The 18,713-nt window shown below is 64.6% G+C and carries 23 protein-coding genes and 1 other RNA gene; 14 read left to right on the plus strand and 10 right to left on the minus strand.

The features are described from left to right. Positions 1–130: 130 nt before the first annotated feature. Positions 131–1,303, minus strand: coding sequence for a carboxynorspermidine decarboxylase (locus tag AC3WN8_RS18985; RefSeq protein WP_492671041.1), 1,173 nt, complete (start codon positions 1,301–1,303; stop codon positions 131–133). Between the two features lie 122 nt (positions 1,304–1,425). Further along, entirely contained in the window at positions 1,426–2,631 is a 1,206-nt protein-coding gene (locus AC3WN8_RS18990; RefSeq protein WP_492671042.1) for a saccharopine dehydrogenase family protein, read from the minus strand. Positions 2,632–2,751: 120 nt separating this feature from the next. Here AC3WN8_RS18990 and AC3WN8_RS18995 point away from each other — a divergent pair, with 120 nt between their 5' ends. Genes AC3WN8_RS18995 through AC3WN8_RS19005 form a run of 3 tightly spaced genes read left to right on the plus strand, consistent with a single transcriptional unit; the run spans position 2,752 to position 4,675 of the window. After that, positions 2,752–3,705, plus strand: coding sequence for a threonine ammonia-lyase (locus AC3WN8_RS18995; protein WP_492671043.1), 954 nt, complete (start codon positions 2,752–2,754; stop codon positions 3,703–3,705). After that, on the plus strand, positions 3,702–3,890 hold the full coding sequence (locus AC3WN8_RS19000) for a hypothetical protein (protein WP_492671044.1): 189 nt from the start codon (positions 3,702–3,704) through the stop codon (positions 3,888–3,890). Before AC3WN8_RS18995 ends, AC3WN8_RS19000 begins: the two co-directional genes overlap by 4 nt. After that, on the plus strand, positions 3,887–4,675 hold the full coding sequence (locus tag AC3WN8_RS19005) for a dimethylarginine dimethylaminohydrolase family protein (RefSeq protein WP_492671045.1): 789 nt from the start codon (positions 3,887–3,889) through the stop codon (positions 4,673–4,675). Before AC3WN8_RS19000 ends, AC3WN8_RS19005 begins: the two co-directional genes overlap by 4 nt. Positions 4,676–4,872: 197 nt before the next feature. Here the strand turns inward: AC3WN8_RS19005 and AC3WN8_RS19010 are convergent, their stop codons facing one another. Next, positions 4,873–5,529, minus strand: coding sequence for an alpha/beta hydrolase (locus AC3WN8_RS19010; RefSeq protein ID WP_222988235.1), 657 nt, complete (start codon positions 5,527–5,529; stop codon positions 4,873–4,875). Between the two features lie 120 nt (positions 5,530–5,649). Here AC3WN8_RS19010 and AC3WN8_RS19015 point away from each other — a divergent pair, with 120 nt between their 5' ends. The 9 genes from AC3WN8_RS19015 (at position 5,650) to AC3WN8_RS19055 (ending at position 11,550) form a co-directional block, all read left to right on the plus strand. Further along, complete coding sequence (locus tag AC3WN8_RS19015) at positions 5,650–6,726, plus strand: cysteine desulfurase family protein (RefSeq protein WP_492671046.1); 1,077 nt, start codon at positions 5,650–5,652, stop codon at positions 6,724–6,726. Beyond that, on the plus strand, positions 6,684–7,850 hold the full coding sequence (locus tag AC3WN8_RS19020; RefSeq protein WP_492671047.1) for a cysteine desulfurase family protein: 1,167 nt from the start codon (positions 6,684–6,686) through the stop codon (positions 7,848–7,850). The genes AC3WN8_RS19015 and AC3WN8_RS19020 overlap by 43 nt, the downstream gene beginning before the upstream one ends. Continuing rightward, positions 7,847–8,182, plus strand: coding sequence for a 2Fe-2S iron-sulfur cluster-binding protein (locus AC3WN8_RS19025; protein WP_492671048.1), 336 nt, complete (start codon positions 7,847–7,849; stop codon positions 8,180–8,182). The genes AC3WN8_RS19020 and AC3WN8_RS19025 overlap by 4 nt, the downstream gene beginning before the upstream one ends. A gap of 31 nt (positions 8,183–8,213) precedes the next feature. Continuing rightward, positions 8,214–8,438 carry a type II toxin-antitoxin system ParD family antitoxin gene (locus AC3WN8_RS19030; RefSeq protein ID WP_492671049.1) on the plus strand — a complete coding sequence of 75 codons (225 nt, stop codon included), beginning with the start codon at positions 8,214–8,216 and terminating at the stop codon, positions 8,436–8,438. 41 nt (positions 8,439–8,479) lie between these two features. Continuing rightward, positions 8,480–8,734: a type II toxin-antitoxin system RelE/ParE family toxin gene (locus AC3WN8_RS19035; protein WP_492671050.1), complete on the plus strand. Its 255-nt coding sequence runs from the start codon at positions 8,480–8,482 to the stop codon at positions 8,732–8,734. A gap of 34 nt (positions 8,735–8,768) precedes the next feature. After that, positions 8,769–8,866, plus strand: an RNA gene (gene ffs / locus AC3WN8_RS19040) — signal recognition particle sRNA small type. A 150-nt stretch (positions 8,867–9,016) separates the two neighbouring features. Next, positions 9,017–10,618 (plus strand): DNA polymerase III subunit gamma/tau, encoded by a 1,602-nt coding sequence (locus tag AC3WN8_RS19045; RefSeq protein WP_492671051.1) that lies wholly within the window; start codon positions 9,017–9,019, stop codon positions 10,616–10,618. A 224-nt stretch (positions 10,619–10,842) separates the two neighbouring features. Next, on the plus strand, positions 10,843–11,166 hold the full coding sequence (locus AC3WN8_RS19050) for a YbaB/EbfC family nucleoid-associated protein (protein WP_492671052.1): 324 nt from the start codon (positions 10,843–10,845) through the stop codon (positions 11,164–11,166). Between the two features lie 48 nt (positions 11,167–11,214). Then, positions 11,215–11,550: a hypothetical protein gene (locus tag AC3WN8_RS19055; protein WP_492671053.1), complete on the plus strand. Its 336-nt coding sequence runs from the start codon at positions 11,215–11,217 to the stop codon at positions 11,548–11,550. Between the two features lie 21 nt (positions 11,551–11,571). Here the strand turns inward: AC3WN8_RS19055 and mtgA are convergent, their stop codons facing one another. The 7 genes from mtgA to AC3WN8_RS19090 form a co-directional block, all read right to left on the minus strand. After that, the gene (gene mtgA, locus AC3WN8_RS19060; RefSeq protein ID WP_492671054.1) at positions 11,572–12,276 is read right to left on the minus strand and encodes a monofunctional biosynthetic peptidoglycan transglycosylase; all 705 of its coding nucleotides are present in this window, start codon (positions 12,274–12,276) and stop codon (positions 11,572–11,574) included. Between the two features lie 186 nt (positions 12,277–12,462). After that, positions 12,463–13,122: a ribosome biogenesis GTP-binding protein YihA/YsxC gene (yihA, locus tag AC3WN8_RS19065; protein WP_492671055.1), complete on the minus strand. Its 660-nt coding sequence runs from the start codon at positions 13,120–13,122 to the stop codon at positions 12,463–12,465. Then, positions 13,119–14,828 (minus strand): membrane protein insertase YidC, encoded by a 1,710-nt coding sequence (gene yidC, locus AC3WN8_RS19070; RefSeq protein ID WP_492671056.1) that lies wholly within the window; start codon positions 14,826–14,828, stop codon positions 13,119–13,121. Before yidC ends, yihA begins: the two co-directional genes overlap by 4 nt. 33 nt (positions 14,829–14,861) lie before the next feature. Further along, entirely contained in the window at positions 14,862–15,074 is a 213-nt protein-coding gene (gene yidD, locus AC3WN8_RS19075; protein ID WP_492671057.1) for a membrane protein insertion efficiency factor YidD, read from the minus strand. After that, positions 15,071–15,388, minus strand: a complete 318-nt coding sequence (gene rnpA / locus AC3WN8_RS19080; protein WP_492671058.1) for a ribonuclease P protein component — start codon at positions 15,386–15,388, stop codon at positions 15,071–15,073. The genes yidD and rnpA overlap by 4 nt, the downstream gene beginning before the upstream one ends. A gap of 20 nt (positions 15,389–15,408) precedes the next feature. Next, on the minus strand, positions 15,409–15,543 hold the full coding sequence (gene rpmH, locus AC3WN8_RS19085) for a 50S ribosomal protein L34 (RefSeq protein WP_489064584.1): 135 nt from the start codon (positions 15,541–15,543) through the stop codon (positions 15,409–15,411). 89 nt (positions 15,544–15,632) lie between these two features. After that, positions 15,633–15,911, minus strand: coding sequence for a hypothetical protein (locus tag AC3WN8_RS19090; protein WP_492671059.1), 279 nt, complete (start codon positions 15,909–15,911; stop codon positions 15,633–15,635). Between the two features lie 140 nt (positions 15,912–16,051). On the opposite strand from AC3WN8_RS19090, the gene AC3WN8_RS19095 reads away from it, so the two are divergent. Further along, positions 16,052–17,560 (plus strand): YifB family Mg chelatase-like AAA ATPase, encoded by a 1,509-nt coding sequence (locus AC3WN8_RS19095; RefSeq protein ID WP_492671060.1) that lies wholly within the window; start codon positions 16,052–16,054, stop codon positions 17,558–17,560. A gap of 140 nt (positions 17,561–17,700) precedes the next feature. Then, entirely contained in the window at positions 17,701–18,663 is a 963-nt protein-coding gene (locus tag AC3WN8_RS19100) for an alpha/beta hydrolase fold domain-containing protein (protein ID WP_492671061.1), read from the plus strand. Positions 18,664–18,713 lie beyond the last annotated feature (50 nt).

The following is an 18,713-nucleotide window of genomic DNA, read 5'->3' on the forward strand; positions in this document are numbered from 1 at the left end:
CGATATATGTGGGGGGGGCGGGGGTGTAAAGACCGTTCGCACGATTATTGCGCACCTGTGCCCAAACAGGCCTGTTTTCGGGGCGGAGCGGGGATGACGTGCGACGAAATCGCCCGTCGGGAATGCCCGGTCAGGACAGCCGGTCGCGGAAATCCTCGTAGGAAAAGCGCTTCACGATCCTCAGTGAGTCGTTTTCGCTGTTCCAGAGTGCGATCGCGGGAAGCGGCACGCCATTGAAACTGTTGGTCTTGACCATCGAATAATGCGCCTGGTCGAGAAAGGCGATGCGATCGCCGGCAACCGGTGGCGTGGCGAATCGATAGTCACCGATGATATCGCCGGCCAGGCAGGACGGGCCGCCGAGCCGCACAGCCACACCATTCTCGGCTTCGCCGAGCAGCGCCGGGCGATAGGGGGCTTCGATCACATCGGGCATATGGCAGGTGGCGGAGATGTCGGTGATGCCGATCGGCACGGCATTCTCGAACGTATCGAGTATCTCGCCGACCAATATGCCTGCGTCGAGCGCGGTCGCTTCACCGGGTTCGAGGAAGAGTTCGAGCCCGGTCGATGCCCGCACGCCACGGATGAAGTCGACCAGTTCGTCACGCTGATAATCGGCGCGGGTGATATGGTGCCCACCACCAAAATTGAGCCATTTCAGTGATTTGAAATGAGAATTTAATTTCGGTTCGAGTGATTGCCAGGTGCGGCGCAACGGCTCGAAATCCTGCTCGCACAGGGTGTGGAAATGCAGGCCATCGACGCCATCGAGATGTTCGGAGCGCAGCTGCGACACCGGAAAGCCCAGCCGCGATCCGGGCTGGCACGGGTCATATTTGGGGACCTCGCCCTCGCTATGCTCGGGATTGATGCGCAGGCCGATATCGAACACGTCGCCCGCCGCGCGTGCCGCCGCGATCTCGGGCAGGAAGCGGGCATGCTGGGCGGGGCTGTTGAAGATGACGTGATCGGACAGCCGTAGGATCTCCGGCATGTCCTCAGCCTTGTAGCCGGCGCAATAGGTCGCGACTTCGCCGTGATATTTCTCACGGCCCAGCAATGCTTCCCACAGGCCCGAGGCGCAGACTCCGTCGAGATATTCGCCGACGACATCGCCCAGCGACCACATCGAGAACGCCTTGAGCGCGAGCAGCACCTTTGCGCCCGAACGGTCGCGAACATCCTTCAGCGCCGCGAGATTGCGCCGCACCGCTGTCTCATCGACGACGAAGCACGGGCTGGGCACACGGCTCAGGTCGAAATGCGCAAAGGCTCCGGGATCGCCGGCTTTGGTTTCCATTTTCAGGGCCCTTAGAGACCCGTTCGCCCTGAGCTTGTCGAAGGGCTGTCCTTCTTCTGCACTGAGGTAAAGAAGGGCAGGGCTTCGACAGGCTCAGCCCAAACGGGCCTGGAAAACTGAGTTCAGAACTGAAGAGGCCCGTCCAACTCCTTGACCTGCCAGGGCAGGCCATGGAGGTTCAGCATGTCCATGAACGGATCGGGATCGAACTGTTCCATGTTGAACACGCCGTCGCCGCGCCACTTGCCGGTCAGCATCATCGCCGCACCGATCATCGCGGGAACGCCGGTGGTGTAGCTTACCGCCTGGTTGCCGGTTTCCTCATACGCGTCCTCATGGTCGCAGATATTGTAGACATAGACCGTCTTCGCCGCGCCGTCCTTCTCTCCGGTCGCGATGTCGCCAATGTTGGTCTTGCCGTGGGTCGTCGGGCCCAGGCTGGACGGTTCGGGCAGCACGGCTTTCAGGAACTGTAGCGGAATGATCTCGCGGCCTTCGTAGATCACCGGATCGATCCGTGTCATGCCGACATTCTGCAGCACTTCCAGATGCTTGAGGTACGCATCTCCGAACGTCATCCAGAAACGGATGCGCTTGATCTCGGGATAGTGCTTTGCCAGCGATTCCAGTTCCTCATGATACATGAGGTACATGTTCTTCTCGCCGACGCTTTCGAAGTCGAACGTCTGCTTATGGCTGAGCGCGGGGCCTTCCACCCATTCGCCGTTCGCCCAGTGGCGCGACGGCGCGGTGACTTCGCGGATGTTGATCTCCGGATTGAAGTTGGTCGCGAAATGCTGGCCATGGTCGCCGCCATTGCAGTCGAGGATGTCGAGCGTGTCGATGCGGTCGAGCAGGTGCTTCTTGATATAGCTGGCGAAGACCGAGGTAACGCCGGGATCGAAGCCCGATCCGAGCAGCGCCATCAGCCCGGCTTCCTTGAAACGGTCATGATAGGCCCATTGCCAGCCATATTCGAACTTCGCTTCGTCGCGCGGCTCGTAATTGGCGGTGTCGAGATAATCGACGCCGGCCTTGAGGCAGGCATCCATGATCGACAGATCCTGGTAGGGCAGCGCCAGATGGACGACGAGCTTGGGCTTCACGCGCTCGATCAGCGCGGCGGTCGCCTCGACATCGTCGGCGTCGACTTCGGCAGTGTCGATCGTGACGCCGGTGCGCGCCTTCACCGACTCGGCGATCGCGTCGCATTTCGCCTTGCGGCGGCTCGCGAGCGTGATGTGCGAGAAGATGTCGGTGTTCATCGCCATCTTGTGCACCGCGACCGACCCGACGCCGCCTGCGCCGATCACCAGAACCTTGCTCACACCCATCTCCATTTGCCGGGGGAAAGGGCGGCTATATAGGGATGCTTCGTGACAGGGCAAAGTACGACATGACGATGCGCTGGAACGATCACGTCGATGCGAACCCCTGGAGCCCCCCTGATGCGCAAGCCCAATCGAGACGGCGTCCTCGCCGCCGCCGCGAAGATCGCCGAAATCCTTCCGGAAACCCCGTTGCTGTCGTTCGAGCATGAGGGGCACAAATTCTGGTGCAAGGCCGAATCGCTTCAGCCGATGGGCGCGTTCAAACTGCGCGGGGCCTGGCATCGTCTGACCGATCTCGATGCCGATGAGCGCGCGGCCGGCGTCGTCGCCTTCTCCTCCGGCAACCATGCCCAGGGGGTCGCCTGGTCGGCGAAGCGGCTCGGCATGCCGTCGACGATCGTCATGCCGGCCGATGCGCCGCGCAAGAAGCTGGAGAACACCCGCGCGCTTGGCGCCGAGGTCATGCTCTACGATCGGATGAAGGAGGATCGGGCGGTGATCGGCGCAGCGCTGGCGGCAGAGCGTGGCGCGACGCTCGTGCCCAGCTTCGACGATGCCTGGGTGATCGAGGGGCAGGGCAGCGCCGGCATCGAAGCGACGGCGCAGTTGGAGCGAATCGCCGGCGGCGGCCCCGACCGGATCGTCATTCCCTGCGGCGGCGGCGGTCTGTCGGCCGGAATCGCGCTGGCCTGCCCCGAAGCGGAGATCGTGATCGCAGAACCTGAAGGCTGGGATGACATGTGCCAGTCGCTCGCGGCGGGTGAGATCATCCCCGTCGGCCCCAATCCGCCGCCGACCGCATGCGACGCGCTCCAGACGCTGCGCGTCTCGCCACTGACGTTCGATGTGTTGCGGTCGCGCGGCGCGACCGGTGTCGCGGTGAGCGAGGCCGAGGTGGCGGCGGCGATGCGCTTCGCGTTCGATACGCTGCGCCTGGTGATCGAGCCGGGCGGCGCAGCCGCCCTTGCGGCGGTGCTGGCGGGCAAGGTCGCGGCGAGCGAGCGGACGTTGATCATCCTGTCGGGCGGCAATGTCGATGCCGCTCAGTTCGCGGCAGTGTTGGCGGGGTGAGCGGCGTTTATGGCTCGGTCGCATCCTTTGCGGTTGCGGTCGGCCCCGCAATCCTGATGATCGCCGCATTCGCGCTGGCGATCGGTGGTGTCAGCCTGATCCGCAAGGGCAATCGGCAGAAAGGGATATTGATGATTGTCTGTGCCGCTGTGTTCGTCGCCAATGTCGCGATCCTGACGGCATGAGCGGCGCCCGAATCTTCGATTTCACCGACGCGCTGGTACGGACGCCCGCGCCGAGCGTCGCCAACGGCCTGCGTGCCGGGGCGCAGGACGATCCGGACTATGCGGCGGTCCTGGCCGAACATGGCGGCTATGTCGCGGCATTGCGCGCGGCGGGCGTCTCGGTCGAGATCCTGCCGCCGCTCGATGCCTATCCCGATTCGGTTTTCGTCGAGGATCCTGCTTTCGTCATTCCCGAAGGGGCGATCCTGCTGCACCCCGGCACGCCGAGCCGCGCAGGGGAACGTGCGGAGATCGCCGACGCGCTTCGGCGGCGATTCGGTGTGGTGCTCGCGCTCGATCGCGGCCATGCCGATGGCGGTGATATCTTGATCCTGCCTGACGAGATACTGATCGGGCTGTCCGCCCGCACCGATCGCGAGGGTGCCGAGCGCTTCGCCGAACTGGCGGGCGAACTGGGGCGCCGGGTCCGTATCGTCGAGCCGCCCAGGGGCACGCTGCATCTGAAGACCGCTTCGTCGCTGATCGACGAGCGGACGGTGATCGCGACCCCGGCGCTGGCCGGGGCTGATCTGTTCGGCGATGTCGATGTCGTGACGACGCCCGAGGGCGAAGAGGCGGCGGCGAACCTGTTGCGCGTCAATGAAACGGTGCTGGTCGGCGCGGCCTATCCGGCGACGGCCGCGCTGATCGAAGCGCGCGGCCTGTCCGTGGTTCCGCTGGCCGTGTCGGAGATCGCGAAGATCGACGCCGGCCTGTCCTGCATGTCGCTGCGCTGGCGGGCCTAGAGCCTGATCGCTTGAGGTGGAAGTGCTACGCGCTTCCACCGATGGCGTGAATCAGGCTCTATTCAGATGGTTGAGACCAAGATTCACACTTCAGATTGATTCAATCTGAAGTGATCTTGGTCTAAGCCTGATCTCTTCCGGTGGAAACGCTTCACACTTCAGGCTGTTACAGCCTGAAGTGATCGCGGTCCGGCCGATCACTTGATCGGCGAGTTCGGGTCCAGACGCATGTCGAGATAATTGTCGACGGCACGCATCATCTCGTCGAGCTCATGCTCGAAGAAGTGGTTTGCCCGCGGAATCTCGTCGTGATGGATGGTGATGTGCTTCTGCGTGCGCAGCTTGTCGACCAGCTTCTGCACCGCGCCGGGCGTCACCACTTCGTCGCCGGTTCCCTGCACGATGATGCCGGAGGCCGGGCAAGGTGCCAGGAACGTGAAGTCGTACATGTTCGCTGGCGGCGCGATCGAGATGAAACCGCGCACTTCGGGGCGGCGCATCAGCAACTGCATGCCGATCCACGCGCCGAAGCTGAAGCCCGCGATCCAGGTGGTCTGGGCTTCGGGATGGAAGCTCTGCACCCAGTCGAGCGCCGCCGCCGCGTCCGAAAGCTCGCCGACGCCGTTGTCGAACGTGCCCTGGCTCTTGCCGACGCCGCGGAAGTTGAAGCGCAGCGTCGCGAAGCCGCGGCGCTGGAAGGTCTTGTAGAGCGCCTGGGTGATCCGGTCGTTCATCGTGCCGCCGCCCTGAGGGTGCGGATGCAGGATCATGGCGACGGGTGCGCGTGGGCGGGGCGGTGGGCTGAAGCGGCCTTCGAGGCGCCCTTCGGGGCCGGGGATGATGACTTCTGGCATGGCACCTTCGTGCTGAAATTGGATTGGGTGCGTGGCTCCATGCGGGATGGGGCTGTGCGCGGTCGCGCCAGCCTATATAGATGCGCCTCACGGTTTCGCAATCGTCGGGAGCTTTAGCGGGTGAGCGACCGCCTTTATCTGGATCACGCGGCAACGACGCCCGTGCTTTCCGCTGCACAGGCAGCAATGAACGACGCCATGACGCGATGGGCGAATCCGTCCTCGCCGCATGCCGAGGGCCGCGCCGCGCGCGCGGCCCTCGAGGATGCGCGTGCCCGGGCCAAGGCGGCGCTGGGCTGGACGGGCGAACTGATCTTCACCAGCGGCGCGACCGAAGCGATTCGGATCGCGCTGGCCCGCGCCAAGGCCGATGCGGTGCTGGTTGCCGCGACCGAGCATGACGCCGTTCATCGTGCCGCGCCCAAAGCCTTTTTCCTCCCCGTCCAGGGCGATGGCACTGTTGCGGGCCATGCGCTGACGGGGCGACTCGGCGCGCTCGGCGCCGAACGGCCGCTGGTTGCGGTCCAGTCGGCGAACAGTGAAAGCGGTGTCCTGCAGCCGCTTGCCGAATTGATCCCGATCATTCGCGCCAAGGGCGGGCTGGTCTTTGCCGATTGCGCACAGTCGGCGGGCAAGCTGGCGCTGCCCGATGCCGACCTGATCGCGATCTCGGCGCACAAGCTGGGCGGGCCGCCGGGGATCGGCGCCCTGCTGGTGCGCGATCTCGGCGATCTGGCGCCCGAAGGCGGCCAGGAAAAGGGCTATCGCGGCGGCACCGAGAATCTGCCGGCCGCGGTCGGCTTCGTCGCCGCGCTCGAGGCATCGCGGGCCTGGCTCAAGCGCGCCGAGGATCTGCGCGCGCATCTCGACGGCGCCATCGAGGCCGCGGGCGGCCAGGTGGTGGCGCGCAAGAGCCCGCGCATTCCGACCATCGCATCCTATCGCATGCCGGGCATGGCGGCGTCGGCACAGCTCATCCAGTTCGACATGGCCGGGATCGCGGTGTCGGCGGGCAGCGCCTGTTCGTCGGGCACGCTGAAATCAAGCCATGTCCTTGCCGCGATGGGCTGGGACGAGCGCGACGCGGCCGAAGTGATCCGCGTCAGTTTCGGCGCGCAGACGACACGCTCGAACGTCTATCGTTTCGTCGATCAATGGCAGCGGCTCGCCCGCGAAGCCAGGGCCCGCGCGGCGTGAATCGCACCATCTATCTCGACTATCAGGCGACCACGCCGCTGGCGCCCGAAGCATTGGCGGCGATGACGCCCTGGCTCGAATCGGGTTTTGCCAATCCGCATTCCCCCCATGCCCCGGGCCGGGCGGCACGCGCCGCTGTGGAGGTCGCCCGCGATCAGGTGATGGCCGCGCTCGCCGGGCAGGGCGGACGGCTGATCTTCACCTCGGGCGCCACCGAGGCCGCGAATATGGCGATCCAGGGGGCGATGCTCGCCGCACCGGCGGGGCGGACCAGGATCGTCACCATCGCCACCGAGCATGCCTGTGTCCGCGATACGGCGCTGTGGCTCGGCAGCCGCGGCTATGAATGCGTATTGCTGCCCGTTCATGGCGATGGAATCGTCGATCTCGAGGCGGCCGCGAAGGAGATCGACGATCGCACCGCGCTGGTCGCGGCGATGCTGGTCAATAACGAGATCGGTGTGATCCAGCCGATCGCGGCGCTGTCGGCGCTCGCCCGGGCCAGCGGTGCCCGCTTCTTCTGCGACGCCGTCCAGGGTTTCGGTCGCGTCGATCTGGTGCCCGACGCCTGCGACATGATCGCGCTTTCGGCGCACAAGCTGCATGGTCCGAAAGGGATAGGCGCGCTGTGGCTGGCCGATGGCGTCGAGATCGCGCCGATCATCCATGGCGGTGCGCAGGAAGGCGGACTGCGTTCGGGAACGCTGTCGCCCGCGCTTTGCGCCGGCTTCGGTGCCGCCGCCGCGCTGATGGTCGAACGGCGGACGGCAGATATGTCGCATGTCGCATCGCTGGCCGAACTGGCGCGGAAATATTTTGCGGGCTGGGATATTAATGGCTCTATTTCAGAGCGTTATTTCGGAAATCTCAATATTCGTCGTAATGGTGTCGACGCATCCCGATTGATTTCGGAGGTGCGGACGGTCGCCTTTTCGGCCGGTTCGGCCTGCGCCAGCGGCTCGGGGCGGCCGAGCCATGTGCTGTCGGCGCTGGGCCTGACCAATGCCGAGGCGCGCTCCAGCGTGCGGCTCGGTTTCGGTCGCTATACGAGCGAGGCGGAGATTGAGCGTGCCGCGAGTCTGATCGTCGAGGCGGCCGATCGCCAGCAGGCGCTGGCCGCGTGACCCTGGTCCGCTTCGTCAGTGCCGATGGAGAGACCGTGCGTGAGGTCGACGGCCGGCCGGGCGACAATCTGCTGACCCTGGGACAGAATGACGGCCAGCCGCTCGAAGGGACGTGCGAGGGCCAGATGGCCTGTTCGACCTGCCATGTCATCGTCGACGCGGAGGATTTCGCGAAGTTGCCGCGCGCATCCGAGATGGAGGAGGATATGCTCGATCTCGCCGCCGGCGCAACGCGTCACAGCCGGCTTTCCTGCCAGATCTGGCTCACCGAAACGCTCGATAGCCTGACCGTCCGCATCCCCGGCGAAGTGCGTAATATGCAAGGGCGTTGACAAACTTTGTCATCGACCACATTTTGCGGTGATGGCGACCATGAACGTCTCTCTTCCGGACGAACTAAAGCGCTATGTCGAGGCCCAGGTCGCGACGGGCAACTATGCCAATGCCAGCGACTTTGTTCGAGATCTGATCCGGAGCCGGAAAGAGTCGCTCGATCGGCTCGATGCGCTGATCCAGGACGGGCTCGATAGTGGTTGGAGCGAACTCGCCTTCGATGAGATCATCGGAGAAGCCAAGGCTCGAGCATAATCGCCCGCAATCTGCGATTTTCAGAGGCTGCGCGCTCAGATTTGCGCGAAATATGGCTTGAGGGAAATCAGCGATGGGGCGAGCAGCAGGCGGATCGATACGCCGCGATGCTGCGTCGAACCCTTGATGGTTTGCGCGCGTTTCCGCATCTCGGGCCGCTTTATCCTGGTCGTCATGGCAATCTGCGCTCCATCAAGGCCGGCGTTCATCGCATCGTTTATGAAGTGCATGCGGACTATCTCGGCGTCGTTCGTATTCTCCATGCCCATATGGATCATGACCGGCATCTTGGCTGACCTTGCGTTTGTGGCGCGCGACGTCCATATGCGCCGCGGGAGTCGGGCGGACGGTGCTCTCGCCAACCCGGTCAGGTCCGGAAGGAAGCAGCCGTAACGAATTCGCCCCGGGTCGTTCCGGCTCCCACCTCATCCCATTGTTATCCAGCACCGCCCCAGTTCGGCGACAGGCTTCCCTGAGTCCGCTGAAGACCGGAGCAGGCTCGACATTCGAACGCGATCCGGTCGGAAGGCGCCAGCCTTTGCTGGCATGACGGGGGGAGACTGGGTAGGTTGCCGGCAATGTCCGAATCTCCCCAGCCTTATCGCGTCCTTGCACGCAAATACCGGCCGCAGACCTTTGCCGAACTGATCGGCCAGGATGCGATGGTCACCACGCTCGGCAATGCGATCAAGCGCGACCGGCTGGCCCATGCCTTTCTGCTCACCGGCGTTCGCGGGGTAGGCAAGACCTCGACCGCGCGGCTGATCGCGAAGGCGCTCAACTGTATCGGTCCCGATGGGCAGGGCGGCCCCACCATCACGCCCTGCGGCGTCTGCGAGCCCTGTATCGCGATCGCCGAGGGACGGCACATCGACGTCGTCGAGATGGATGCTGCCAGCCATACCGGCGTCGACGACGTGCGCGAGATCATCGAGGCAGTGCGCTACGCCGCGGTTTCGGCGCGCTACAAGGTTTATATCGTCGACGAAGTCCATATGCTGTCGAAGAACGCGTTCAACGCGTTGCTGAAGACGCTTGAGGAACCGCCGCCGCATGTGAAGTTCCTGTTCGCCACCACCGAGGTGAACAAGGTGCCCGTGACCGTGCTGTCGCGCTGCCAGCGTTTCGATCTGCGCCGGATTCCCGCCGAGACGCTGGCCGCGCATTTCGAACGCGTCGCGCGCGCCGAAGGGGTGAATGCCGAACCCGAAGCGCTGGCGCTTGTCGCGCGCGCGGCCGAGGGATCGGCGCGCGACGGATTGTCGATCCTGGATCAGGCCATCGCCCATGCCGACATGGAGGGCAGTCATGGCGTCACGGCCGATCAAGTGCGTGATATGCTTGGACTTTCCGATCGCGGTGCGATCCGGCGTCTGTTCGGTCATTTGCTGTCGGGCGATGCGCCGGCAACGCTCGCGGCATTGAGGGAGCAGCATGATCTGGGTGTCGATCCGGTCGCGGTGCTGCGCGCGCTGCTGGAGACCGTGCATGGTGTGACGCTTGCCAAGGTGGGCGGCGGTGACGATCCGGCGCTTTCCGTCGAGGAGCGCGAGGCGCTGGCGGACTGGGCGAGCCGGCTCGGCTTCGCAGCACTCCACCGGCTGTGGCAATTGCTGCTCAAGGGGCATGACGAGACGGTGCGGGCCGCGCTGCCGATCGAATCGGCTGAAATGGCATTGCTGCGCGTGATCCATGCCGCGCAGCTTCCCGACCCCGGCGAATTGATGAAACGACTGGCGAGCGGAGAGGGGATCGCGGCATCGGGCCAGCCATCCGCGCCGGCGCCGGGCAATGTTGCGCCGCATGCCCCGGTCCAGCGTCTTCCCGCCGATTTTCCCGCGATGATCGCGCTGCTCGCCGACAAGGGCAAGGCGCATATGGCCCAGCAGCTTCACGACTATGTTGGGCTGATGCGCTATGCGCCGCCCGAACTCGACATCCGCCCGGCCAAACCCATGGCGAGCGAATTCAACCGCGATCTCGCGGTGGCGCTGAAAGCGATCACCGGCGAGACCTGGCAGGTCAGTTCACCCGATGGGCCGGCCGAGCCGACTTTGCTCGAACAGGAGCGGATGGATGAAAATCGTGCGCGTGACGCCATATTGGCGACGCCGCTCGTCAAGGCCGCGTTCGACGCCTTTCCCGAGGCGGAACTGGTCGAATGGAAACGGGCCGGGTAGAGCAAGCCGCACGAAATGTGAATCGCGCAGCTTGCTTCAGATGTTTGTGATTGCATCGTTTTTTGCGGAAAACCGGTTCCCACTTTTCCGCACGATGCTCTAATAGCGCGACCCGATGAGCATGACTCGTCGGATCGTGTTATGAGCCGAGCTTGCTTGGCGCTTGAGCGAACCGATCTTGGATGCGTCGGCCTCTTCGAGATCGCGTATGATGGAGTAAAGACATGAAATCCCTCGACGAAATCCTCAACATGGCGAAAAATGTCCAGGACGAGCTTGAGAAGGCACAGGCCAATCTCGATACGATCGAGGTGGAGGGCATTTCGGGCGGCGGCATGGTCAAGGTCCGTGCGACCGCCAAGGGCCGGATCATCGCCGTGGATATCGACGAAAGCCTGCTGGCACCGTCCGAAAAGCAGATGCTCGAGGATCTGGTGGCAGCTGCCTTCAACGACGCGCGCGCCAAGGCGGATGCCGCATCCAGCCAGGAAATGGGCAAGATGACCAGTGGCTTGCCGCTACCGCCGGGCTTCAAGCTGCCATTCTGAATCTGAGGCAGCCGTAACGCAGTCGGAACGTCCCGGAGCCTTGCCGCGTTGAATGCGCGGGAGGCTTTGGAGGATATTGCAATGGCTGAAGAAAGAATCACCGAACGGACCGACGCTGCGGGGAACGTCACCGAGCGAATCATCGAACGCGGAGAGCCAGGTACGACCGTGGTCGAGCGCCGCGGCGGTGGCGGCGTCATTCTGGGTATTATTGCGATCGCGCTGATCGCCGTGGTCGCCTTCTTCCTGCTCGACATGAACAAGGGCGAGACTCGCAAGGACGATGCGGTCGCGGAAGCCGCCGGAAAAGTGGGCGATAGCGCCAAGAAGATCGGCGATGCGGCGGAAAAGGCCGCGGACAAGCTGACGGGCGACAATAAATAATCGCCCGGTTCACGCGACGGGCTATTTCAGACAGCTATCCAGTCCGTCGCGGCGGACCACGCCGACCCAGCGCGCCAAGCGATTGCCGTGGCGGCGCGTGAAGCCCGACGGATCGACCGCTTCGCGCTTCTTGGGCAGCGGCAATACCGCTGCGATCCGCGCTGCCTCCTCGGGCGTCAGCTTGCTGGCGTCGTGGCGGAAATACCGCATCGCGCCGGCATTGGCGCCATAGGTGCCGATGCCGGTCTCGGCGACGTTCAGATAGACTTCCATGATCCGCCTTTTGCCCCAGATCGTCTCGATCAGCACGGTGAACCAGGCTTCCAGCCCTTTGCGGAAATAGCCGCCACCCTGCCACAGGAAGACGTTCTTCGCGGTCTGCTGGCTGATCGTCGATCCGCCGCGGATCCGGCCCCCCTTCGCATTGCGCTTCATGGCGTCCTCGATCGCGTCGCGGTCGAAGCCGCCATGCGAACAGAATTTGCCGTCCTCGCCGGCAATCGCCGCGCGCGCCATGTTCGGATCCATGGCCGACAGGCTCATCCAGTCCTTGCTGAGACCGCGCCCGGCAACGACATCGCCGATCATCGTGGCGGTGATCGGCGGCGGCACGAATTTATAGATCAGCACCCATAAAACGGATCCGGCGACGAAGAAGACGATGCCGCGCCCGATCCACCAGCCGATCTTGTAGGGGAGGGGGCGCTTCTTCGATCGGGTGGTCATGGCGATCTGTTAGCAAGCGGGACCGGGATGGTGAAGAGGCGCGTGTCTCGCCCGTTTCTGCCGCTAGAGCGATTTGTAGTTCGATGGAATCATCGAACGACTCGAGCCGTAGGCCAGCGAAGCTGAAATCGCGACAAGACAAAAACCTGGGGCATGCGATCCGCTTCCAGCGGATCACAGCATGCTCTAGTCGGTCACCGCCTCGATCACGGCGGCACGCAATTCGGGGATGCCCTGGCCGGTTTCGCTCGATGTCGCGATGATCTGGGGATGTGCGGCGGGGCGCTTGCGCGCCTCCGCTTCGGTCTGGGCAAAGGTCTCGGCGAGTTCGCTGGGCTTGATCTTGTCGGCCTTGGTCAACACCAGCCGATAGCTCACGGCGGCATCGTCGAGCATCTTCATGACGTCGCGATCGACATCCTTGATGCCGTGCCGCGCGTCGATCAGCACCAATGTCCGCTTGAGCACGGCGCGACCGCGCAGGAAATCGTTGATCAGGAAGCGCCACTGCTTGACGACATCCTTGGGCGCCTTGGCGAAACCATAGCCGGGCATGTCGACCAGCCGGAAGATCAACGGATCGCCGATATCGAAGAAATTGAGCTCCTGCGTCCGCCCCGGCGTGTTCGACGTCCGCGCCAGCGCGTTGCGCCCGGTGAGCGCGTTGAGCAGTGACGATTTGCCGACGTTCGAACGCCCGGCAAAGGCCACTTCGGGCGCATCCATTCCAGGCAGGAATTTCAGCGCCGGCGCCGATTTCAGGAACGCGATCGGCCCGGCGAAGATCTTCCGCGCCGCTTCGATCGCTTCCGGGTCTGCGCCCGTTTCCGGGGCGTCGGCGGTCATTTCGCCGGCGCCTGCTTGAGCGAGGGATGGCGACTATAGAGCCATTTCTGCTGCGCGATCGAAAGCATGTTGTTGGTCAGCCAGTAGAGCTGGAGGCCGGCGGCGAACGGCGCCATCACGAACATCAGCACCCAGGGCATGATCGAGAACATCTGCTGCTGGACGGGATCGGTCGCCTGCGGGTTCAGCTTGAACTGAAGCCACATCGACACGCCCAGCAGGATCGGCAGCACGCCCAGCGCGATGATGTGCGGCGGGGTGAAGTCGAGCAGGCCGAACAGGTTGATCGGCGTCAGCGGATCGGGCGCCGACAGGTCCTTGATCCACAGCACGAAGGGCTGGTGCCGCATTTCGATGGTGAGCAGCAGCACCTTGTAGAGCGCGTAGAAGATCGGGATCTGCAGCACGATTGGCAGGCAGCCGGCCAGCGGGTTCACCTTCTCCTGCTTGTACAGGTTCAGCATCTCCGCCTGCAGCTTCTGCTTGTCGTCCTTGAAGCGTTCCTGCAGCGCCTTCATCTTGGGCTGGACGGCGCGCATGCCGGCCATCGACTTGAACTGCTTCTGCGCGATCGGGAACATCAGGCCGCGGATGATCACGGTCAGGCCGATGATCGCCACGCCGAAATTGCCGAACAGCTTGAACAGGAAATCGAGCAGCTTGAAGATCGGCTTCTCGAAGATTTCGAACCAACCCCAGTCGATGGCCTTGCCGAAATTGGGGATGCCGAGCGTATCCTCATAGCGATCGAGGTGATTGACCTCCTTCGCGCCCGAGAACAGGCGCGCGGTGGTGCGCACGGCCTTGCCGGGCTGGACGACGGTGGCGGGCAGCGTGAAATCTGCCTGGTAATGGCGATCGGCACCGACGCGGAAATAGGCCTGCAGCGTTGCCGCCTGGTCCGGAATCAACGCGGTCAGCCAATATTTGTCGGTGAAGCCCATCCAGCCGCCGGTCGAACTGCGCGCGACGCCGGCATTGCCCGCTTCGTCGACGGTCGAGAAATTGATGTCGTAATCGACCAGCTTGTTGAACACGCCGATCGGGCCGGTGTGGATCGTCCAGCTGTCGGGATCCTTGGAAACGCCGTCGCGGCTGATAAAGCCATAGGGCTGGACGGCGATCGCGCCGGTCGCGGTGTTGGCAACCGACTGCTCGACGGTGAACATATAGTCGGGATCGACGCGATAGGTGATCTGGAAACGCTGGCCCTGGCCATTGTCCCAGGCCAGCGTGACCGGCGTCGAAGGGGTCAACGTCGACGCGCTTGGCGTCCAGACGGTATCGGGGCCGGGCAGGGCGATATTCTGTCCGGTCCAGCCGAAGCCCGCAAACTGGCTGTCCTTCGCGCCGGCCGGCGAAAGCAGGCGGATCGGCGGGGAATCCTTGGCGATCGTCTCGTTGAACCGGGTCAGCGTCAGATCGTCGATCCGTGCGCCCTTCAGGTTGATCGAGCCCTTGAGCGCGGGCGTGTCGATCGCGACGCGGGGCGCTTCCGCCAGCACCATCGCGCGCTCGCGCAATGCCTTGGGGGCGTTCGATGCGGGGCTGGCCGTTGGGTTGGCGACGGGCACCTGCTTGCCGTCGACGATCTTGGTCGCCGGCGGGTTGGCGGTCGGGAAGAACCGGCTCGAAAGCGCGCTCCAGCCGAGCAGCACCGCCAGCGACAGCACGATCGCGAGGATCATGTTGCGGTTATCGGTCAAGTGTCTTCCCCCAAGATCATGGAAACAGCGGGCTCAAGGAACCGGATCGTGGCCGGAGCCGCCCCAGGGATGGCAACGGGCGAGCCGTCTGGCGGATAGCCAGCCTCCCTTGAGCGCTCCATAGCGCCCCAGTGCGGTGATTGCATAGGCCGAACAGGATGGCGTGTAGCGACAACTGGGCGGCAGGATGCGCGAAGGGCCGATCTGCCACAGCCGGGCGACGCCGATCATGAGCTTCGCGATCATCGCGTGGCCCGTTCCAGCGCCTTGCCAAGTTCCTGGCGCAGCGCGGAGAAATCGCGCTCGACACCGCCGGCGCGGCCGATCAGGACATGATCGGCGCCCGCGATGCCGCCTTGCGGCAGCAGTTCGCGCGCAAGCGCACGAAAACGGCGCTTCATCCGATTCCGGACGACAGCGCCGCCGATCTTCTTGGTGACGGTGAAACCGATCCGCATCGCCGGATCGCCGTCCTCCCGGTTCTTCACCAACAGGACGAAACCGGGCATTGCCACGCGCTTGCCCGAATTCGCCGCGAGGAAATCCGCGCGGCGACCCAATATGCTGAAACTGGGTGGCTTCAGGCCGACAGCGACTTGCGGCCGCGTGCGCGACGCGCACGGATCACATTGCGTCCGCCCGGGGTCGCCATCCGCGACCGGAAGCCGTGCCGGCGCGCGCGCACGAGATTGCTCGGCTGAAAGGTGCGCTTCATCGCTCATGTCCTCATTCGTCAAAACGGAAAAGGGCCGCCTCTGCGAGCGGCCGCTGTTGCGGGCCCGATACGGAAAAGCACCCGGCAAGTCAATCGCTCTCGGTCGGCGTTTCGCGCGCGATCGCGTCGCGTCGCCGCGCGCTGGCGCGGCGCAGGCTCCAGTCGGACCAGCTTCCCCATTTGGGGTGACGCTGTTTGAACCGGACATAGCGACGCTTCGCCCAGCGCGAGTTCTTCAGGATCAGCCCCGCGCCGATTGCGAAGGTGATCACGCCGCCGGGGCCTGGGATGGGTCCGACCAAGGGCGTGATCGCGATGAACAGGCAGCCGATGACGAGCATGGCCCAGCGCATCGGTTCGCCGGCCATGAACACCCTGATCCGATGTCGCATCGTCATGACGGGCGATGTGGGAGCGCTGTTGTAGTCGTGCAAGACACGTTCGCGATATTTCGTCTCGACTCACGGGCGCAAGATCGTAGAAGAAGCGGAACAAAAGGGGGGTATTCGTGGTCTCGATCGTTTCGACCGTGGCCTATCTGGGGCTGGAGGCGCGCGGCGTCGAAACGCAGGTGCAGGTCGCCGCCGGCGTGCCGGCCTTCATCGTCGTCGGCCTGCCCGACAAGGCGGTGGCCGAAAGCCGCGAACGCGTTCGTGCCGCCATTGCTGCGATCGGACTGGCGCTGCCGCCCAAGCGGATCACCGTCAACCTGTCACCCGCCGATCTGCCCAAGGAAGGGTCGCATTACGACCTGCCGATCGCGCTCGCATTGCTCGGTGCGATGGGCGTGATCGATGCCGAAACGCTGTCCTCCTATCTGGTCGTCGGAGAATTGGGGCTGGACGGGCGCGTGGCGAGTTCGTCGGGCGTTCTGCTCGCCGCCCTCCATGCCTCGGAGCGCGGCCTGGGGCTGGTCTGCCCGGCGGCACAGGGGCCGGAAGCGGCCTGGGCGGGCGACGTCGAAGTGATCGCGGCGCCCGACCTGCTGTCCTTGCTCAACCATTTCAAGGGCAGTCGCGCGCTGCCGCCGCCCCAGCCCGGTGCGGTGTCCGATGCGCGGTCCGGCCCGGACCTGCGTCAGGTGAAGGGGCAGGAGACCGCCAAGCGCGCGCTGGAGATCGCGGCGGCGGGCGGGCATAATCTGCTGATGATCGGCCCACCGGGGGCGGGCAAGTCGCTGATGGCGGCATGCCTGCCGGGCATATTGCCCGATCTGACTCCGGTGGAAGCGCTTGAGGTTTCGATGGTCGCATCCGTCGCGGGCGAACTGACCGATGGCCGGCTGGTGCGTGCGCGTCCCTTCCGCAGTCCGCATCACAGCGCGTCGATGGCGGCGCTGACCGGAGGTGGGCTGAAAGTGCGGCCGGGCGAAGTCAGCCTGGCGCATCTCGGCGTGCTGTTCCTCGACGAGCTGCCCGAATTCCAGCGCGCCGTGCTCGATTCGCTGCGTCAGCCGCTGGAAACGGGCACGGTCAGCGTGGCACGCGCCAATGCCCATGTCACCTTCCCCGCGCGCGTCCAGCTGATCGCGGCGATGAATCCCTGCCGCTGCGGTCATCTCGGCGATCCGGCGCTCGCCTGCGCCCGCGCACCGCGCTGCGCCGCGGATTATCAGGCCAAGGTCTCGGGCCCGATGCTCGATCGCATCGACCTTCATGTCGAGGTCCAGGCAGTCAGTGCCGCCGATCTCGTCCTGCCGCCGCCCGCCGAAGGATCGGCCGAAGTCGCCGCGCGCGTTGCTGAGGCGCGGGCGGTGCAGACCGATCGCTATGCCGACAAGGGCGTGCGCAGCAATGCCGAAGTCGATGGCGACCTGCTCGAAGCCGTCGCCACCCCCGATGAAGCCGGCCGCAAATTGCTGGCGCAAGCGGCGGAGGCGATGCGGCTGTCCGCGCGGGGCTATACCCGCATCCTGCGTGTCGCGCGCACGATCGCCGATCTCGCCGGCAGCGACGGGGTCGGACGTATCCATCTCGCCGAGGCGCTGAGTTACCGACGGCAGGCGCCGCGCAACTGACATCCGGATGAAGAGTCGGCCGTCGCCGGGCGCGGGCATTGCATGGCCCGTTCGAGACGGACTTGCGCCTGCATCAGCGGGCAACGCGCCGTAACGCCGTGCTAGCCGATTGCAGAACCGCCACGAACAAGGGCATGCTGTTGACCGATCGGGAAGAACTCGAACCGGGTATCCGCCGGTTCCTTGACGAAATGCGTGCCGATTGGCGCGATCATCCGGCGTTGGAGACGCTGTCATTCCCGGAGCAGCGCATCGTGGCCGAAAAAGTGCGCGCGCGCTGGGCCATGGGCGGGCCGGTCATGTCCAGCACGCGCGAAACGACCTTCGATCCCGGCGCCGGCACACTCAGGATCCGGACATATATGCCGGAGGGCCTGATCGAACCGGCGCCGGTGATGGTGTATCTTCATGGCGGCGGCTTCACTCTGTTCTCGATCGACACCCATGACCGATTGATGCGCGAATATGCGGCGCGCGGCGGCTTTGCCGTGATCGGAATCGATTATCCGCTCGCCCCCGAAGCCAAATATCCCGAAGCCCTGAACCGGATCGAAGCCTTCATGCTCTGGCTGAAGGATCATGGCGGCGAACTGGGCATCGATCCCGCGCGTGTGGCGATGGGAGGGGATTCGGCCGGCGCCAACCTGTGTCTTGCGACTTCGTTGCGCCTCCGCGACCGCAGCGAACTGGGCATCGTGAGGGCGCTGCTGTCCAACTATGGCGGCTTTTCCGCACGGCGGCTGTCCGATGAGGCCGAGGCACGGTTCGGTGGGCCTGAATCGATCATGGACCGGGTCGAGGTTGCGCAATATTGGGCCAATTATCTGCGCGATCCGAGCGACGCGGATGATCCCCATGTCAGCCTTGTCGACGCGGACCTGACCGGATTCCCGCCGGTATTCCTGGTGATTCCTGAACGCGATATCATTGCGGAGCAGAGCATCGCGATGGATGCCCGCTTGCGCGCGGCGGGCATCGAAACCCGCAGCAGGATCTATCGCGGCGCGATCCACAGTTTCCTGGAAGCGATGGAGATATCGGCGCTGGCGCGCGAGGCGATCGAGGATGGCGCGCTCTTCGTCCGGGAACAGCTCGCGCGCTGACCTGCGCTGGCGTTGCCGACCCCCAGTTCCGGGCATGATGTTGCAGGTGA

Source organism: Sphingobium sp. FW305-3-2-15-F-TSA7, from assembly GCF_058787155.1.

Excerpts from the sequence above, each read along its gene's own strand:
- AC3WN8_RS19005 (WP_492671045.1), top strand. The coding sequence starts at position 3,887 with ATGAGCGGCGCCCGAATCTTCGATTTCACCGACGCGCTGGTACGGACG.
- AC3WN8_RS18985 (WP_492671041.1), bottom strand. The coding sequence starts at position 1,303 with ATGGAAACCAAAGCCGGCGATCCCGGAGCCTTTGCGCATTTCGACCTG.
- rpmH (WP_489064584.1), bottom strand. The coding sequence starts at position 15,543 with ATGAAGCGCACCTTTCAGCCGAGCAATCTCGTGCGCGCGCGCCGGCAC.
- AC3WN8_RS19010 (WP_222988235.1), bottom strand. The coding sequence starts at position 5,529 with ATGCCAGAAGTCATCATCCCCGGCCCCGAAGGGCGCCTCGAAGGCCGC.
- AC3WN8_RS19020 (WP_492671047.1), top strand. The coding sequence starts at position 6,684 with ATGGCAGCGGCTCGCCCGCGAAGCCAGGGCCCGCGCGGCGTGAATCGC.
- AC3WN8_RS19030 (WP_492671049.1), top strand. The coding sequence starts at position 8,214 with ATGGCGACCATGAACGTCTCTCTTCCGGACGAACTAAAGCGCTATGTC.
- AC3WN8_RS19050 (WP_492671052.1), top strand. The coding sequence starts at position 10,843 with ATGAAATCCCTCGACGAAATCCTCAACATGGCGAAAAATGTCCAGGAC.
- yidD (WP_492671057.1), bottom strand. The coding sequence starts at position 15,074 with ATGATCGCGAAGCTCATGATCGGCGTCGCCCGGCTGTGGCAGATCGGC.
- mtgA (WP_492671054.1), bottom strand. The coding sequence starts at position 12,276 with ATGACCACCCGATCGAAGAAGCGCCCCCTCCCCTACAAGATCGGCTGG.
- AC3WN8_RS18995 (WP_492671043.1), top strand. The coding sequence starts at position 2,752 with ATGCGCAAGCCCAATCGAGACGGCGTCCTCGCCGCCGCCGCGAAGATC.
- AC3WN8_RS19090 (WP_492671059.1), bottom strand. The coding sequence starts at position 15,911 with ATGGCCGGCGAACCGATGCGCTGGGCCATGCTCGTCATCGGCTGCCTG.
- yihA (WP_492671055.1), bottom strand. The coding sequence starts at position 13,122 with ATGACCGCCGACGCCCCGGAAACGGGCGCAGACCCGGAAGCGATCGAA.
- AC3WN8_RS19045 (WP_492671051.1), top strand. The coding sequence starts at position 9,017 with ATGTCCGAATCTCCCCAGCCTTATCGCGTCCTTGCACGCAAATACCGG.